This window comes from Marinobacterium lutimaris, assembly GCF_900108065.1.
GTDB lineage: Bacteria > Pseudomonadota > Gammaproteobacteria > Pseudomonadales > Balneatricaceae > Marinobacterium_D > Marinobacterium_D lutimaris.
This window is the reverse complement of sequence record NZ_FNVQ01000003.1, coordinates 99,167-115,575: the sequence shown is the minus strand read 5'-3', so window position 1 is coordinate 115,575 and position 16,409 is coordinate 99,167. Positions and strand designations below refer to the sequence as shown.

The 16,409-nt window shown below is 58.4% G+C and carries 13 protein-coding genes, 1 tRNA gene and 1 other RNA gene; 12 read left to right on the top strand and 3 right to left on the bottom strand.

Annotation, left to right across the window (positions count from 1 at the left end):
- The first annotated feature begins 327 nt into the window (after positions 1-327).
- The 10 genes from C4S72_RS14905 to C4S72_RS14860 all read left to right on the top strand — a co-directional run bounded on the left by C4S72_RS14905 (position 328) and on the right by C4S72_RS14860 (position 12,562).
- Positions 328-1,260, top strand: coding sequence for an AraC family transcriptional regulator (locus C4S72_RS14905; protein ID WP_200826798.1), 933 nt, complete (start codon positions 328-330; stop codon positions 1,258-1,260).
- Between the two features lie 421 nt (positions 1,261-1,681).
- Positions 1,682-3,235 (top strand): methyl-accepting chemotaxis protein, encoded by a 1,554-nt coding sequence (locus tag C4S72_RS14900; RefSeq protein WP_104003965.1) that lies wholly within the window; start codon positions 1,682-1,684, stop codon positions 3,233-3,235.
- Positions 3,236-3,664: 429 nt separating this feature from the next.
- Positions 3,665-4,162 (top strand): (2Fe-2S)-binding protein, encoded by a 498-nt coding sequence (locus C4S72_RS14895; RefSeq protein WP_104003964.1) that lies wholly within the window; start codon positions 3,665-3,667, stop codon positions 4,160-4,162.
- A complete protein-coding gene (locus tag C4S72_RS14890; RefSeq protein WP_200826797.1) occupies positions 4,159-6,534 on the top strand; it encodes a xanthine dehydrogenase family protein molybdopterin-binding subunit in 2,376 nt (791 codons plus the stop codon). The genes C4S72_RS14895 and C4S72_RS14890 overlap by 4 nt, the downstream gene beginning before the upstream one ends.
- 53 nt (positions 6,535-6,587) lie before the next feature.
- Positions 6,588-7,568, top strand: coding sequence for an XdhC family protein (locus C4S72_RS14885; protein WP_104003963.1), 981 nt, complete (start codon positions 6,588-6,590; stop codon positions 7,566-7,568).
- Complete coding sequence (locus tag C4S72_RS14880) at positions 7,558-8,175, top strand: nucleotidyltransferase family protein (protein ID WP_104003962.1); 618 nt, start codon at positions 7,558-7,560, stop codon at positions 8,173-8,175. The genes C4S72_RS14885 and C4S72_RS14880 overlap by 11 nt, the downstream gene beginning before the upstream one ends.
- A 194-nt stretch (positions 8,176-8,369) precedes the next feature.
- Complete coding sequence (locus C4S72_RS14875) at positions 8,370-9,395, top strand: AbrB family transcriptional regulator (protein WP_104003961.1); 1,026 nt, start codon at positions 8,370-8,372, stop codon at positions 9,393-9,395.
- A gap of 180 nt (positions 9,396-9,575) precedes the next feature.
- Positions 9,576-10,451, top strand: a complete 876-nt coding sequence (gene folD / locus C4S72_RS14870; RefSeq protein ID WP_104003960.1) for a bifunctional methylenetetrahydrofolate dehydrogenase/methenyltetrahydrofolate cyclohydrolase FolD — start codon at positions 9,576-9,578, stop codon at positions 10,449-10,451.
- Between the two features lie 786 nt (positions 10,452-11,237).
- Entirely contained in the window at positions 11,238-12,245 is a 1,008-nt protein-coding gene (locus C4S72_RS14865; RefSeq protein WP_104003959.1) for a GTP-binding protein, read from the top strand.
- Complete coding sequence (locus C4S72_RS14860; protein ID WP_104003958.1) at positions 12,242-12,562, top strand: hypothetical protein; 321 nt, start codon at positions 12,242-12,244, stop codon at positions 12,560-12,562. The genes C4S72_RS14865 and C4S72_RS14860 overlap by 4 nt, the downstream gene beginning before the upstream one ends.
- Before the next feature lie 226 nt (positions 12,563-12,788).
- On the opposite strand, the gene C4S72_RS14855 is transcribed toward C4S72_RS14860, so the two are convergent.
- From C4S72_RS14855 to C4S72_RS14845, 3 genes are all read right to left on the bottom strand, one after another.
- Positions 12,789-13,352, bottom strand: a complete 564-nt coding sequence (locus C4S72_RS14855) for a hypothetical protein (protein ID WP_104003957.1) — start codon at positions 13,350-13,352, stop codon at positions 12,789-12,791.
- Positions 13,353-13,571: 219 nt separating this feature from the next.
- On the bottom strand, positions 13,572-14,528 hold the full coding sequence (gene corA, locus C4S72_RS14850; protein WP_104003956.1) for a magnesium/cobalt transporter CorA: 957 nt from the start codon (positions 14,526-14,528) through the stop codon (positions 13,572-13,574).
- Between the two features lie 156 nt (positions 14,529-14,684).
- The gene (locus C4S72_RS14845) at positions 14,685-15,665 is read right to left on the bottom strand and encodes a calcium/sodium antiporter (RefSeq protein ID WP_104003955.1); all 981 of its coding nucleotides are present in this window, start codon (positions 15,663-15,665) and stop codon (positions 14,685-14,687) included.
- Positions 15,666-15,957: 292 nt separating this feature from the next.
- On the opposite strand from C4S72_RS14845, the gene C4S72_RS14840 reads away from it, so the two are divergent.
- A tRNA-Ser gene (locus C4S72_RS14840) sits at positions 15,958-16,045 on the top strand.
- Between the two features lie 50 nt (positions 16,046-16,095).
- A non-coding RNA gene (locus tag C4S72_RS14835) (RtT sRNA) lies at positions 16,096-16,217 on the top strand.
- The last annotated feature ends 192 nt before the right edge of the window (positions 16,218-16,409 follow it).

Here is a 16,409-nt window from a genome sequence, read left to right as displayed (position 1 = left end):
CATCGTCTTACGCTAATCATAGTTTGGGGCCGGCCAGTGACGAACAAGGCTAATCGGTTTCATAACACTTATGAGTGCTATCGATCGGGGGTGCACCGGAAAGCGTCAAAAGTGCGGGTACACTTGATGCTTAAGGCGGCGCGTCGGCCCTGTTAAGCGCAGCATGCTGTCTTCGTCTGATTGATATAATGCGCCAGATAAATTGGTTTCGGGTATAACGAATGGGCTGTTTCCTTGCCTGATTCTGCAAACTTGTGGAAAATGTACTGGGTGTAGGCAGCCCCGAAGCGGGGCTTGGGGGTGTGAATGATTCGGGAGGTTGAAAGTATGAAACAGCACAACGAAACGCCGGCAGGCCCGGCGCTAGAGGCAATTCATGCCGAACTGGTGCCGATCATTGACCGGCTGACGGTAGGGCAGGAGGATGTTCCAACCCGTATCAACAACCTCGCGTTATTTCGCCGTGAGGCCGCCACTGACCCCTGCGACTGTATGGTCGAGCCGAGCATCGTGATGGTAGTGCAGGGTGCGAAGCAATTACTGATCGGTGATAAGGGCTATGTCTACAACACCAGGCAGTTCCTGATAACCTCGCTGGACCTGCCGGCCAAGTCCCAGGTGCTTGAGGCGTCTCCGGAAACACCATCCCTGGGGTTGGTGTTCAGGCTTGATATGAACATCATCGCTGAGTTGATCGCGCAGAATAAGCTCTCGCCCGTGCGTGAGCGCGCCAGTGAGGCGGGCGCCTATCTGGGGACGATGACGCCAGAGCTGCTTGAACCCTTTGGCCGGCTGCTCAGACTTCACTCCGCGCCGGATGATGTTGCCGTGCTGGCGCCCCTGATTCAGCGTGAGATTCATTACCGCCTGTTGCAGAGTGATCTGTCCGCGCGCCTATGGCAGATCGTATCGGCCGGCAGCCAGAGCCAGCGTATCGGCCGAGCCATCGACTGGCTGAAAAGCAACTACGACCAGCCTCTGCGGATCGATGACCTGGCGGCGCATGTGCAGATGAGTACCTCGAGTCTGCATCACTATTTCCGCCAACTCACCGCCAAAAGCCCGTTGCAGTATCAGAAATGGCTGCGGTTGAACGAAGCGCGTCGGTTGATGCTCAGTGACGGTATAGATGCAGCGGGCGCTGCGTTTCAGGTGGGCTACGAGAGTCCGTCACAGTTCAGCCGTGAATACAGCCGCCTGTTCGGTGCGCCGCCGCGACGCGATATTGAAGCGTTGCGCAGCCGGTCGGCGGTCGCTTAAACGCTGGCACTGCTTTATCGATAGAGCAGGCGCAGCAAACAGTAGTCGCAGATATCCCTTTGCTAATGCAGGGGATTCTGTGTTGTTTCTGTGGTTTTTTTGTGACTATTTTATTAATCTGTCGCGCCAATTTTTCAGGCGCCAGTTTTATCTTAAGTTTCAATCGCTTAAGGTTAAAAAATAGGCAGCGAGCATCGAGATTGGAAAGCGTTAAAGCCCCGCCTTTAACGCTCATTCGCAGAGATGCTAGCTGGCATAGGCTTTCCGTTTCAGGCTGACTCCTTTATCGGAGTCACTCATAGGGAGAGTTGCTGGGTCTGGTCCGGTGCAGTATCGCGGCACACAGTAGTCGCAGAAGCAGGGAACGCTTCGCGTGTGTCACCCGGAGTTGCTGCTGCGGAATTACCATTAAGATGCGAGCATGAAACAGAACCTTCCCGTTACCCACCGCGAAGTTACCTTTAGCCCCGATATAAAGCTAATCTCCTCCACCGACCTGAAAGGTCGTATTACCCACTGTAATCAGGCATTTGTCGATGTAAGTGGCTTTTCCCGCGAAGAGCTGGTGGGGCAGGCGCATAACATTGTGCGTCATCCGGATATGCCGCCTGCAGCATTCCAGGCCATGTGGGGTTATCTGAAAGCCGGTAAACCCTGGATGGGGATGGTGAAGAATCGCTGCAAAAACGGCGACTATTACTGGGTGAGTGCGTACATCACGCCGGTGATGGAGCGGGGCAAGGTTATCGGCTACGAGTCGGTTCGCTCCAGCCCCTCGCGCCAGGATGTTGGCCGGGCCGAAAAGCTCTACACCAAGCTCAACCAGGGCAAGATACCATCCGCTGGCCGTTTGCTGCCTTCTTCCAGCTCCTGCTTTTTGACCGCAGTGTTCCTGCTGGCCGCCCTGCTTTTCTATACCGGGCAGAGACTGGCAGCAGAGATGGTGTTGGCCTGCGGGGCCCTGGCATATGCCGTCTGGAACCGGATGGAGCGCACCCGGGTGAGGGCTTCGGTGGTCGGCTCCATGGGAAATGTTTTTAGCGACGATCTGGCGGCGCTCTCGTTTACCGATGATGGCCTGGAGCTTGGCCGCATCAGGGTAGCGGTGCTGGCGCAGCAGGCACACCTGGATGCGGTGCTGACCCGGCTGGGTGAGTGTGCCGACGAAGTGCACCGGGAATCGGCGCGGGGCCTGGAGATCGCCCAGAAAACACAGCAGACCCTGATCGAGCAGGGCAGGGAGACCGACCGGATCGCCGAGGCGATCGGCGAGATGTCGGGTACCATCGCTGAGGTATCGTCCAACGTCCAGGAGACCGCGGCGCGATCCGAAGAGACGAGCCGCTTTGCCAGCGACGGCAGCCGGGTGGTTAGTCAGGCCAGCGAGGCGATTGATAATCTGAAGTCCACCGTGCTGAATATCAGTGAGTCGGTGAATGAACTGGCCAACGAGACGCGGGTGATTACCGATGCTACGCGCATTATCGAAGTGATTGCCGAGCAGACCAACCTGCTGGCCCTGAACGCCGCCATCGAAGCTGCCAGGGCGGGCAATCATGGTCGGGGGTTCGCCGTGGTGGCTGAAGAGGTAAGAAACCTGGCGCTGCGCACCCAGGATTCAACCCGGGAGATCCACGGCATTATCGAATCATTGAACCAGCGTGCCGAACGGGCCGTCAGTATTGCCGCGCAGGGTAATAGTGCTGCAGAAGATGGTGCCCGGCAGATGGTCACCGCGGAGCAGACGCTGCACCGTATTCAGAGTTCGGTCAGCGATATCGCCCAGATGGCGATGCAGATGGCGGCTGCCGTTGAGGAGCAGGCGCAGGTATCTGACCAGATAAATGGCCAGGTGACGCAGGTATCCAGCCTTGCCCGCAGCAATCAGCAGCAGGGTGAGCAGTCCACCGCCAGCGCCCAGCGCAACGGTGATATCGCCGCTGAGCTGCATGAGCTGGTGCTGAGATTTAAGTAGTTTGGCAGGTCCATCGCTGCGACAGATGCCGGGCGGTGGGCCGCGTTTTATTTCTTCCCCCGGTTGCTGGTGCCGCTTTTCTTCTCACTTTTGATCTCGATGCTCCCTCGGAAAAGGTTCCAGGTTTTATGAGGGTGGCTGCCGCTCCCCAGGTGCTCGCTGCACGAATAGGCAATAAATAGCGAGAATCGTAGGTTCAATCGGTGACCCGTCTACACTAATTTGTTACCCACGAAGTAATGTGTGCCTGTGATGTATGTTTTGGCGCCGACGGGTGTGGCCGTCAGCGACAAGCTTGAGCGCGCTGGTCTACATTGTGGTGAGTGGTCCGGGATAACGGTACCCACGTACCCAAAGGTCGATAAGAACCATTTAATTAAAAAGTCTGTCAGCCTGCCCTGTTGGGGTAGGACGCGAAGGAGCGAACCGATGATAGAAGTTACAGTTAATGGCGAACCCCGATCGCTGGATGTGCCAGCGGATACACCGATTCTGTGGGTCCTGCGCGATACCTTGAAACTGACCGGTACCCGTTTCGGTTGCGGCCTGGCGATGTGCGGTGCTTGTACCGTGCATCTTGATGGCAGCCCGATCCGCTCCTGCCTGACACCGATCTCCCAGGCCCAGGGCAAACAGATCACCACTATTGAAGCGATGGAAAGCGACCCGGTCGGACAGGCCGTACAGCAGGCCTGGATGGACGAGGCCGTGGCTCAGTGCGGTTACTGCCAGAGTGGCCAGGTGATGAGCGCTGTATCTCTTTTGAGAAATCATCCGAACCCGTCCGATGAGCAGATCGACAGTGGCATGAGCGGCAACATCTGCCGTTGCGGTACCTATCCCCGCATCCGTAAAGCGATCAAACGCGCTTCCGAAAACGGCGTTGCCGCTATCGATGAGTCACTGTTTACGGAGGTGAAGGCATGAGCAGCTCAATGTTTTCGCAGAAGTTGTTTTCGCGCAAATTCGACCAGGCTGAAAGCGGAGATGTACAGCTGGCCAACGTCAGCCGCCGTGGATTCCTTAAGGGGCTGACCGCCGCCGGCGCACTGGTGATTGCCGCGCGCTGGACGCCCGCTTTCGCGGAAGAGCAGAAGTTCGGTGGCGACGCCATGCCGCACGGCGTGGTGGACGATCCCGATGTGTTTATCAGCATCGAGCCCGATGGCACCGTTACCCTGATCAACCACCGTGGCGAAATGGGCCAGGGGATCCGCACCAGCGTCGCCATGGTGATGGCGGACGAGCTGGGCGCCGACTGGGACCAGGTGGTCGTTAAACAGGCGATCGCCCATGAAGAGATCTACGGCAACCAGAATACCGACGGCTCGCGCTCCATGCGTCAGTGGTTTGATTCGCTGCGCCGTGCCGGCGCTGCTGCGCGGACCATGCTGGAGCAGGCTGCCGCCAAGCAGTGGGGTGTTCCAGTCAGCGAATGTAAGGCTGGCGTACACCTGGTGATGCACACACCGACCCAGCGCTCCCTCACCTTTGGCGAACTGGCTACAGCAGCGGCAGAGCTGCCGGTGCCGGATCGCGATACCCTAGCACTCAAGTCCCCGGATCAGTGGCGCTATATCATGCGTCAGCCCGAGGAGTTTCCGCAGGGCGAGAGCAAGCAACCGCTGGCGGCAGACGGCATGGATATCCTCACCGGCCGGGCGCAGTATGCGGCCGATGTCAGCTGGGACGGCATGCTTTACGCCGTAATCGCGCGCCCGCCATCCTACGGCGCCGCGGTGAAGTCTTTCGATGACAGCGCCGCGCTGGCCGTGCCGGGTGTGGTCAAGGTGATGGCAATGCCGACCGCAACCCAGCCTTCCGGTTTCGAGCCGATGGGCGGCGTTGCCGTACTGGCGGAAAACACCTGGGCGGCGATCAAGGGCCGCCAGGCGCTGAGCATCGAGTGGGATAACGAACCTGCCGGCGCTAACGCCAGTTATGACTCCAAGGCCTTCCGCGAACTGCTGGAGAAGCGTTCCCAGGAGCCGGGCGAGGTGGCCCGTTCCACCGGTGATATCGCCGCTGCCAAAGCGTCTGCGGCCGATGCGCTCAGCGTCAATTACTACGCGCCGCACATGGCCCAGGCGCCGATGGAACCCATGGCTGCCATTGTGCGCATCAACGGCGACAGCGCCGATGTATGGACTTCGGTGCAGAACCCTCAGGCGGCCCGCGACGGCGTGGCCAAGCGCCTCGGCCTGGAGCCGGAAAAGGTGATCGTGCAGTGCGGTCTGATGGGCGGCGGTTTTGGCCGTAAAGCCAAGCCGGACTACGTGTTCGAAGCGGCGGATCTGTCCAAGGCAATGGACGGACGTCCGGTGCGTGTGCAGTGGACCCGTGAAGATGACCTGCATAACGGCTTCTTCCATACCGTAGCGCTGGAGCATCTGGAAGCGTATTTCGATGACCAGGGCAAGGTCAGCGGCTGGCTGCACCGCTCCCTGGCGCCGAGTATCGCTTCTGTGTTTGCGCCCAATGCGGAGCACCAGTCAGCCATGGAGCTGGGCATGGGCATCCGCAGCATGCCTTACGATATTCCGTCGATTCAGCAGGAAAGTGGTGAAGCGGAAGGGCATATCCGTATCGGCTGGTTCCGTTCCGTTTACAACATCCCGCACGCCTTCGCGATCCAGAGCTTTATTTCCGAGCTGGCGCACCAGGCGGGTCGCGACCACAAGGAGTTCCTGCTGGAGCTGCTGGGCCCGGATCGCAAGATCGATCCGCTCAGTCAGGGTGAGGTGTTCAACTACGGTGAAGATCCGGCTAAATACCCGATCAACACCGCCCGCTACCGTGCCGTAATCGAGCGTGCCACCAAGGAAGCGGGCTGGGGCAAAGAGATGCCGGCTAACCGCGGTCTCGGCCTCGCGGTGCACCAGAGCTTCGTATCCTACTGTGCCGTGGTAATGGATGTTGAGGTGACCGACGCCGGCGAGGTGATCATTCACCGTGCCGATATCGCTTTCGACTGTGGGCCGCAGGTCAACCCGGATCGCGTGGCCGCTCAGCTCGAGGGCGCCTGCGTCATGGGAACCGGGATTGCGATGATGACCGAGATTACCGCGAAGGACGGTGTGATCCAGCAGAACAACTTCGATACCTACCTGGTGCCACGCATCAACCAGGTACCGAAGGAGATCCACTGCCATGCCGTGAACAACAGCATGGATATTCCGATGGGTGGTGTGGGCGAACCTGGTCTGCCGCCGGTGGCGCCGGCGCTGTGTAATGCGATCTTTGCCGCATCCGGCAAGCGTATCCGCAGTCTGCCTGTGGCTGATCAGCTGAAAGGCTAAACAGCCAGATAGCTCAGTAAGCAGCTAAGTAGAGAGGTTAATCGAAGCGTTTAATGCAGCATCTCGATCTACAGGTGGTGGAGCAGGCACAGGAGTGGCTTAACGTCGGGGAGACGGTCTGGCTATGTACGGTGCTATCCACCTTTGGCTCGTCGCCGCGGGAACCTGGCTCCATCATGGTGGCCAGGGCCGATGGCCGGCATCTGGGCTCGCTGTCCGGTGGCTGTGTCGAGGAAGACTTTCTCGAACGGCTGCAGGCGGGCGAGTTCCATCAGCGCGTCCGTACCGAAAGGTACGGCCAGCGTCGAGAGGATGATCGGCCACAGATTCAGCTGCCCTGTGGCGGCATTCTGGATGTACTGATCGAACGGCTCGAACCGGATGACGGCAACCGCCGCCATCTGGCCGAGCTGGCGGCGGTGATGCGTGGCCGTGAGCAGAGGCTGCGTCGCGTATCCCTGGCCGATGGTTCCTATTCCCTGTCACCGCTGGACAATGCCGGTGGCGATCGTGTGGAGGTTGCGGCCGATGGTGTCAGCGTTCGTATGGGGCCTTCGCTGCGGTTGATCATCGCTGGCCTGTCCAGCGTTGCCCGGCCCTGTGCCGAGTTCGCGGTGAGTCTTGGCTACGAGGTGATCGTCTGTGAGCCCCGTGAAGAGGAGTATCGAGACTTCGATCTGGAGAATGTGCGGCTGGAGAAGACCCTGCCGTCGATGTTTATCGCCAAGCCAGGCAACTGCCATCAGCAGACCGCGGTGGTGGCGATGACCCATGATCCGCGTATCGATGATCTGGCCATGATCGAAGCGGTGCGCACCGATGCGTTTTATATCGGCGTTATGGGGTCGCGGCTTACCTCCGACAAACGCGCGGCCCGGCTGCTCTCAACCGGCGGCTTGAGTGCCGACCAGGTGGAGCGGATTCATATGCCGATCGGCCTGGCGCTGGGCAGTAAAACCCCGGCGGAGATCGCACTGGCGGTGATGGCCGATGTGCTTCGCGTGCAGCGCGGCAGAGATCGTAATGACCTCTGAACACCGACCCAGGGTGCTGGTGCTGGTAATGGCGGCGGGTTTTTCCCGCCGTTTTGGCATCACCGACAAGCGCACGGCGATTCTGGCTGATGGGCGCAGCTTACTGGCGGCGACTCTGTCGCAGCTGAGCAGCCCAACCGGTGCCAGCTATCAACTGGCAGTGGTGATCCGGCCGGAGGATGATGTCGTTGCGCTGGGAATTCCCGAGCACCTCAGGGTACTGCGCGCGCCTGCCGCGGCAGACGGGCTAGGCGCCAGCATTGCCGATGCGGTGCGGGCGGTGGCCGATGATGCCGCCTTTGCCGATGTGGACAGCCTCGCCATTATGCTGGGCGATATGCCCGCTATTCATGCCGATACACTCACGGCTCTGATAGACGCTGCCAGTCGCGGACAGATCGTTCGTCCCCGCTATCGCGATCAGCCGGGTCATCCGGTGCTGTTCGGGCGTGACTTCTGGGGTGAGCTTGGCGGTCTGAGCGGCGATGAGGGTGGCCGGACCCTGCTCAAAGCGAATGCTGATTGTCTGCTTTATATCGATCTGGATGACGGCGGCGTTGTGGCGGATATCGATACGCCGGAACAGCTCGCCCAGCTTTCACATTAGCCGCTGACTCGGTGTCAGGGCGGCTGAACAGCCCTGTATTTCTCGCCAGCAGCGGGAATTAATCGAATAAACGCGATATACTCTCATTCCTGTTTGGACACTCCCGTTCGGGCATTCCGCCCGGGTGTTTCTGTTTTTCCAGAGTTCAGGCGACCCGCCAAGAGCGGCTGCCGCCGCTGTTTTAGCGATCAATCATGCTGACGATTCTCAAAACCCTGGCTATCGGTGTGACCGGTGGCTGGCTGGCCACGCTATTACATCTGCCTTCTCCCTGGCTGCTGGGCGCCATGCTGGCGGTTCTGCTCGCCATAGCCGCTCGAGTCGACGTCAGGATGCCATCCATGACCACGTCGATCATCTCGCTGTTTCTGGGGGTGTCCATCGCCAGTGGTATCGATGCCGATATTGTCGATCACCTGGTGGACTGGTCCTCCACCTTGCTGCTGATGACGCTGATGCTGGCTGTGCTGGTGGCGATGCTGTTCAGTTTTTATCGCTACCGTTGCCGTTGGAGCGACACGGATGCGGTGCTGAGCTCGGTGCCCGGTAACCTGGCCGTGGTGATGCTGTTTGCGGTTCAGGCGGGGCTTGATGTGAAACGTATCGCGCTGGTGCACAGCGTGAGACTGTTTTTCCTGGTGACTGCCTTGCCCCTAGCGTTCCCCATTACGCAGCGGTCCACGGAAGAGCTTGTGCAGTTGCAGCCGGACTACCCGCTGCTGGCGCTGGTTTTTGCCTGCGCTTTCGTAGGAGGCTGGTGTGCACGACGGCTGCGTATTCCCGCAGGCATGCTCACCGGCGCGCTGTTTACTACCCTGGTGCTGAAGTTCCTGTTCGGGCTGGATCTGCATATACCGCCGCAGTGGTTTAATGGCGTGCTGGCGGTTCTGGGCACGGCGATCGCGGTGCGCATGGCGGGGCTGGACCTGGCGCTGTTGCGCAATACCTTTATGGGTGCCCTGGGTGGCCTGGCGCTGGCGCTGACCACCTGTGGCTGCTTTGCGATGGTACTGCACCTCGGATTCGATGTGCCGCTGCTGCAGGCGCTGCTCTCCTACATGCCGGGCGGCATCGAGGTGATGGTGGCTATAGCGTTCAGTACCGATGTGGATCCGGTGTTTGTGGCGACCCACCAATTGGTGCGTGTGCTGGTTATGTGTTTTGCGCTGCCGTTGCTGTTTCGCTGGGTTGCAGGCCCGTCATTAAAGGCCTCGAGTTGAGCAGCTTTGTCGCTGCATCTGTCGATTCAGAATCCTGACTGGACAAACTCTAAATCCTGATTGGACAAACAAAGGTGCGACCGGGCGCCGTTCCCTGTAGAATTGCGCGCCAATATCGGCCCGTTTTTACTGCGGGCATTCACTTGTGGCGCGGGGAATCCTGACCCCGGGGAGAGAGGTGTGAGCGAAGCACAGACGACTGTGGATAAACGTATCGATGGCAAGGCAGTAGCCGCCGAGTTGCGCAAGGAGATCGCCGGCAAGGTGAAGGCGCGTACTGACAAGGGGCTGCCGGCTCCGGGTCTGGCCGTGGTTCTGGTGGGCGAGGATCCTGCATCCAAGGTTTATGTGGGCAGCAAGGTCAAAGCCTGCGAAGAGGTTGGCTTTCTCTCCCGTAACTATCGTCTGGAAGTGGACACCTCCGAGAGTGAACTGCTGGCGCTGATCGATACGCTGAACGCCGATCCAGAGATCCACGGTATCCTGGTACAGCTGCCGCTGCCGAAGCAGATCAATGTGCAGTCTGTCATCGAGCGCATCGATCCGAAGAAAGATGTGGATGGTTTCCACCCTTACAACCTGGGTCGCCTGGCGGGCAAAGCCCCGACTCTGCGCCCCTGCACCCCTTACGGCTGCATGCGTCTGCTCAAGGCCTACGGCATTGAGCCGATGGGCAAGAAAGCGGTCATCGTCGGTGCGTCCAACATCGTTGGTCGCCCGGTAGCGCTGGAGCTGCTGATGGAGCGTGCTACCGTGACCGTCTGCCACTCCAAAACCCAGGATCTGCCGGCCGAGCTGGCCCAGGCGGATATCGTCATCGCCGCTGTAGGCATTCCCAAGTTCATCAAGGGTGAATGGCTCAAAGAGGGCGCCGTGGTGATCGATGTGGGCATCAACCGTCTCGACACCGGCAAGCTGGTGGGCGACGTGGACTTCGATGCTGCCTACGACCGTGTTTCTGCGATCACTCCGGTTCCGGGTGGTGTAGGTCCGATGACCATCGCCTGCCTGCTGCAGAACACCCTGGAAGCCTGCGAGGCGATGGAAGCGCAGTAATCTAACTGCCTTTCCGTTGACGAAAAGCGCCGCAAGGCGCTTTTTTGTTGTCGCTCGCAAACCACCTCTTATGAAGGTGGTGATTGTTTAGTCGAGGTTATGCCTTTCTCGTGCCGTAAAGATAACGGGGCTCGATGCCTCATAGCCATCTGAGCGCAGCAATCCATCCCCTTTGGTGCAGCCGAGCATCGCAGACTGAAAGAGAGATAAGGGACAGGCTGTTTGAGCAGCAACGCTGCGAGTTTCCTGTCCCGCTCTTTCAGACGAGAAGCACAGGGTAGTCGGCGTAGCCGACCAAACCATAGGGGCGGTTTGGGATTGCAAAGGGACTTGTCCGCACAAGTCTCTTTGCTCGGCAGCAGCCGAAACCAGAGTTGAAAAGGACACACATATGGGTGGTCCCGGCATTCGTCAGAAGGTTTATCCAGGCTCTCTTAATAGGTAGCTTGATGTAAAGTCATCTGTAGTGTCGGTGGATTTTTACTGCCCGGGCGGACCCAGGGTCCGAGTCCGAGGCTGCTTTTTTAGAGCAGGTGTAAACGCTTTACCAGGGTTCTCCTAAACTCTTAGCTATTGCTGCCGATCAATGCACGGTTGCGTGACCCGGGCTTGGGGCCTTTTATATGCAACTTATCTGATCCGCGGGCTTGAAACCTGTGCGGTTTACGCTAAGAATCGGGAAACGTTCAAAACAGACGTTTCATCCCGAAGTTCCTGTCCCCCGGCCAGCCCAGATCCGAACGCCGTTCGCGAGCAGGGCAGTGAGCGATGAAATGAGGAAGCGAAATGGCTGACTACAAAATACTTTTTACCGGTTCGGTTTGCTCCGGCAAGACCACGGCGATCCGCTCACTGAGTGATATCGAAACCATCGATACCGATGCCAGTGTCAGCGACTCGGCGATCCGGCGGAAACAGAAGACCACCATCGCCATGGACTACGGCGTACTTGAGATGTCAGACAGCGCCAGGCTGCATCTCTACGGAACACCGGGGCAGGAACGCTTCCGCTTTATGTGGCAACTGATGATGAGCGACCTGGTACACGATGCCAAGGCGCTGGTGCTGCTCGTCGATAACACCCGTAACGACCCGTTCAAGGACATCAAGTTTTACCTGGATGAGTTTCGTGACTACCTGGTGCAGCGTCAGCTGATCATCGCGGTCACTCACTCCGACCAGCAGGCCCACCCCGATCATGCTTATTACATGAATGAGCTGAAGAACATGGGGATCTTTACCACGGTCCTGTTTATCGACGCACGCTACCCGGACTCGGTGCTGGAGGTGATCAAGGCGGTGTTGGCTGAGCGCGAACCGAGCGTCGACTGGGACGAGCTGGGTAAGCGCCTGATGGAGCACCGTCCGCCGGTGATCGAAGATCAGAGCTGCGAGGCGTCGGAGTCTGAACAGCAGGAACAGATCGAGCAGGAGAAAAAGCCGGCCGAGATTAAGCTGTTCAATGCGGTTTCACTGATGGATGCGGCGATGAATACCCGTGGTATTACCGGCGCCATGCACCTGGGTGCGGATCGCAAGGTGCTGGAAACCAATATCAGCAGCATGCAAAACCAGGCGATGTTGAAGTCGATGGTGAATCTGGTCTCTGCACTGGAGCAAAAGGTCGCTTTCCTTGGGCATATCGATAACCTGGTGCTCTGCGGGCCCGAGCACGAGACCCTGTCGGTATTCGTCGAGGAGCGTCAGGCGCTGGGACTCTGTTCCGAAAAAGAGCTGAGTCTTTCCGTAGTGAAACAGCAGGCAATGGATCTGTTGCAGTGGAGTGGAGAATGAAGGAATTGCTAGGACAGATCGACAAGCCCGGCGTGATCGAAAGCAGCTGTATCCTGCAGGGTGCCGAGATCAGCGTATCGACCTTTGTCAGCCGTAATCATGAGACCGTAGCGAAAAAGGCGTTCAGCTACGTGTTTCAGAACGTCACCAAGCTGCGTACCAAACATGATGAGGCTCATCTGGAGATCGGTGGCAAACGTCTCAGCGGCTTTATGCTGCAGGATCAGCGGGTGCTGATCTGCATGTCTGACAAGAACACCAACGTTTCCCTGGTCAGGGATCACATCTACCTGCTGAAGCCGAAGGTCGAGGCCTGAGTTTAGGCCCGGCCCTGATCGGCGCGAGGCGCGCCTCCTACCGGGCTGGTTTCAAGTAGGAGCGACGCCCCCGTCGCGATCAACCGCCGGGTTTTGATGTACCGCCGTGCCGGCTTCAATCGGCAGGGGGTCGTGCCTCCTGCTAAATAAAAAGAGCGAGTGTCCCGCCTCCACCCGACGGGACCCTCGCTCGGTGCTCTCTACTTACTTTTCTTTGCGGCGGCTTTTAGACCGGACCGCGAGCCGACTGCTTAACTTCGATAGTCCGGTTCAGCGCCTCTTCCAGCAACACAGTGTCGGCGCCACGCGGTTTGAAGCCTTTCATCTCTTTGTACAGCGTGACCAGCTTGTCGCCGGATGACTGGCCCTTGAAGTCGCTCTTTTCCAGAGCCAGCTCGTCAATCGCTTCGTTCCAGGGAATCCCTTCGTCCAGCGGCATCAGTACAATCTGTTTGCCGTCGGTTTCGAGCAGCATCGGTTCGCCGATGTTGCGCGTGAAGATCATGGCTGCCATATCGTCGGCCAGGTCCTTGCCATATTTTTCCAGCAGGGCTTCAACCAGACTCAGGTCGTTCAGCAGGCCCACTAGCAGTTTCAGCTTTTCATCCTGTTCCAGCAGAACAGCGCCAAGCAGCAGAGACACGGGCGGTTTGCGGCGACCCTGAGCGTCCGCGACTTCGCCTTCCTCGATCACCAGCTCGCCGCGATAGGCGAATCCATCGCTGCTGGTGGTTTCCAAAAAGTTGGTGTTGAACAGCAGCGACTGTTCGTCATAGCTCTTTAACAACATCGTCGTCATCCTCATTCGATTGCCACGTAGAGATAGCAAGAACGTGACCGCATCTGATGTTTTAATAAAACTACTTAATAATCAGTGGGGTAAAGAGAATTGTCGCGAAAGCGCCAAGGCTGGATGAGCGGTGATTTGTTGTCTTTGCCACAGATATTGCGACGGGCTTGTCGCAGCCCGCCCAAAATGGCGGGTAAGGCGGGTGGACCGGCTCCTGAATCAGAGCCAGCCCTTGCGTTTGAAGTACCAGTAAGGCGCGATGCCGGAGAGCACCATCAGCCCCAGCGCCCAGGGATAACCGAGCAGCCACTCCAGCTCCGGCATATGCTCGAAGTTCATGCCGTAGATACTGGCTACCAGGGTCGGTGGCAGGAACACCACGGCGGCGATGGAGAAGGTCTTGATGATCTGGTTCTGTTGAATATTGATAAAGCCCAGCGCCGCATCCATCAGGAAGTTGATCTTCTCGAACATGAAATTGGCGTGGGACATCAGCGTATCCAGGTCGCGCAGCAGTTCGCGGCAGCTTTCCTGCTCCTGCGGAAACTCACGGATATGGCGCAGCAGAAAGGAGATAGAGCGCTGGGTATCCATCAGCACCAGGCGCATCTTACCGTTGCTGTCTTCCAGCCGGGAGAGGCGATCCAGCGAGCCTTCCATCTCGGCGCTGTCACGCTTTTCCAGCACCAGGGTACTGACTGACTCCAGGCCACGGTGCAGGTCTTCCAGCTGGTCCGCCAGGTTATCTACCTTCTGGTCCAGCAGAGAGGTCAGCACCTGCAAGGGTGACTGGGTTTCGATCCAGCCGCGCCGGGCGCGCAGGCGCATCAGACGGAAGTCCGCCAGCTCCGTATCGCGGATGCTGAGCAGGCGGTCTTTCTTCAGCGTGAACGCCACCGTGCAAGTTTGATGGCGTCCTTCGGACTGGTAGAGAAACAGCGAGTGGACATGGATATCCGTGCCCTCAATAAAGTAGCGGGCGCTGGACTCGATCTCCTCCACCTCGTGTGCCTCGGGGAGGCTCTCCGGATAGAGCGACTCCACCAGCCAGCGCTCCTCGTCATTCGGCTCCTGGAGGTCGATCCAGGCGACCTCTCGTAGCGTTGACGCGGCGGTTTGGGGCTCCAGTTCGCATTCGACCAAATGTTCCTGTTCGATCGAATAGGCTCGCATCATGCTGGAGGGCTCCTTACAGGGTTTTGAAAATCGTTTTCGAGGTAGCCGAGGCAAGGCAAAAACAGGCGAAAAGGCGGAGTTTAGTGAACTAAATGAGCACTTTGAGCCTGTTTTTAACGCAGCGTTCGGCAACGCAGATAGTTTTTCAACATCCTGTTAGCCGAGGGCGGTTTCTACAACGGTATAAATCAGGTAACCAGTATACCCTGCGTAGGCCAGGACAAGAACGCCCCCTTCCAGACGGTTGATATGGCCCGCCTTGCGTATGCCGTAACCGAGAATGAACAGGGAGAAGGTCAGCGCAGCCATCACCACCCAGTCGCGATAGAGCACGCTCGACTCCACCGCCATCGGCTGGATCGCACCGGCGATACCGACCACCGCCAGGGTATTGAACATGTTGGAGCCGATCACGTTACCCAGTGCCAGATCATGCTCGTTCTTGCGTACCGCAGCGATGGAGGAGGCAAGCTCCGGCAGAGAGGTGCCGATGGCCACCACGGTCAAACCGATAATCAGATCACTGACACCCAGTGCTGAGGCGATATCTACCGCTCCCCAAACCAGCAGACGAGAGCTGGCGACGAGCAGCAGAAGACCGATAAACAGCCACATGAGCGCCTTTTTCATCGGCATCAGCTCTTCCTGCATCTCATGCTCGAAGTCATCGCCCAGCGAGTCGCCGCGTTGCTTCATACCGAGCCAGATCGACCAGCCCATGGCGAGTGCGAACACCAGTAGCAAGACAATTGCATCCATGCGGCTGATCTGGCCGTCGATTAACTGATAACCGGCGAGCAGTGTCACTGCTGCCAGTACCGGCAATTCTTTACGCAGAATCTGGGAGTGAACGGCGATGGGGCAGAGCAGGGCGGTTACACCAAGAATCAGCGCGATATTGGTGATGTTGGAACCGTAGCCGTTACCCAGGGCAAGGCCCGGGTTGCCCTGCAAGGAAGCCAGCGCAGAGACCACCATCTCCGGCGCGGAGGTACCAAAACCGATGATCACCATACCGATCAACAGCGTCGGCATCCCCAGGTGCTTGGCCGTGGCGGCGGCTCCATCCACAAACCTGTCAGCGCTCCAGACAAGCAGCGCCAAACCCACAATCACGGCCAGAATTGCCAGTAACATCTATCCACTCCCGGAAAAAAAATCGTTGGAAACCAAGCGCGCTACTATACCAGCTAAGAGGATCTCCTCTCAGGGGCCGGGCAGCAACCGGGGGCACGAATTTTTCGACCTGTGTATCAGTATTTTTCGATCTGTCCGGCCCGCTTTTAGGCTGTTTTCAAACCCCTGAATTTGGGTCGGAAGCAGGCGATTTGAAAAAAGTTTAAATCAGCGCTTGTTCTTTCAAATCAGTCTGATAGAATGCGCAGCCACTTGAGTCGCCGCCCTCAAAAAGCGAGATTCAGGGGATAAAGGTCAGGTGTCCGAGTGGCCGAAGGAGCACGCCTGGAAAGTGTGTATGTCGAAAGGCATCGAGGGTTCGAATCCCTCCCTGACCGCCATCATTCAGAAGCCCCGTCACGCTGTGACGGGGCTTCGTCGTTTCTAGGTCTAAGCAACTCGACAGGGAGGGTGAGAACCCTCGAACAGGGTTCGAGTCGAGCGGAGCGAGACAACGCCGGAGCTAGCGACGGCGGCCCCGAAGGGGCGCGAGTAATCCCTCCCTGACCGCCATCATTCAGAAGCCCCGTCACGCTGTGACGGGGCTTCGTCGTTTCTAGGTCTAAGCAACTCGACCAGGGTTGGCGGCGGGCGTAGGGAGACAACTACCTTGAGAGTTGCCGCGCCGGAGCCGGCTAACACGGCGTAATAGTCGCTCTCTAGTCGCATCTCATTAAAAAGCCCCGTCATGCCATGACAGGGCTT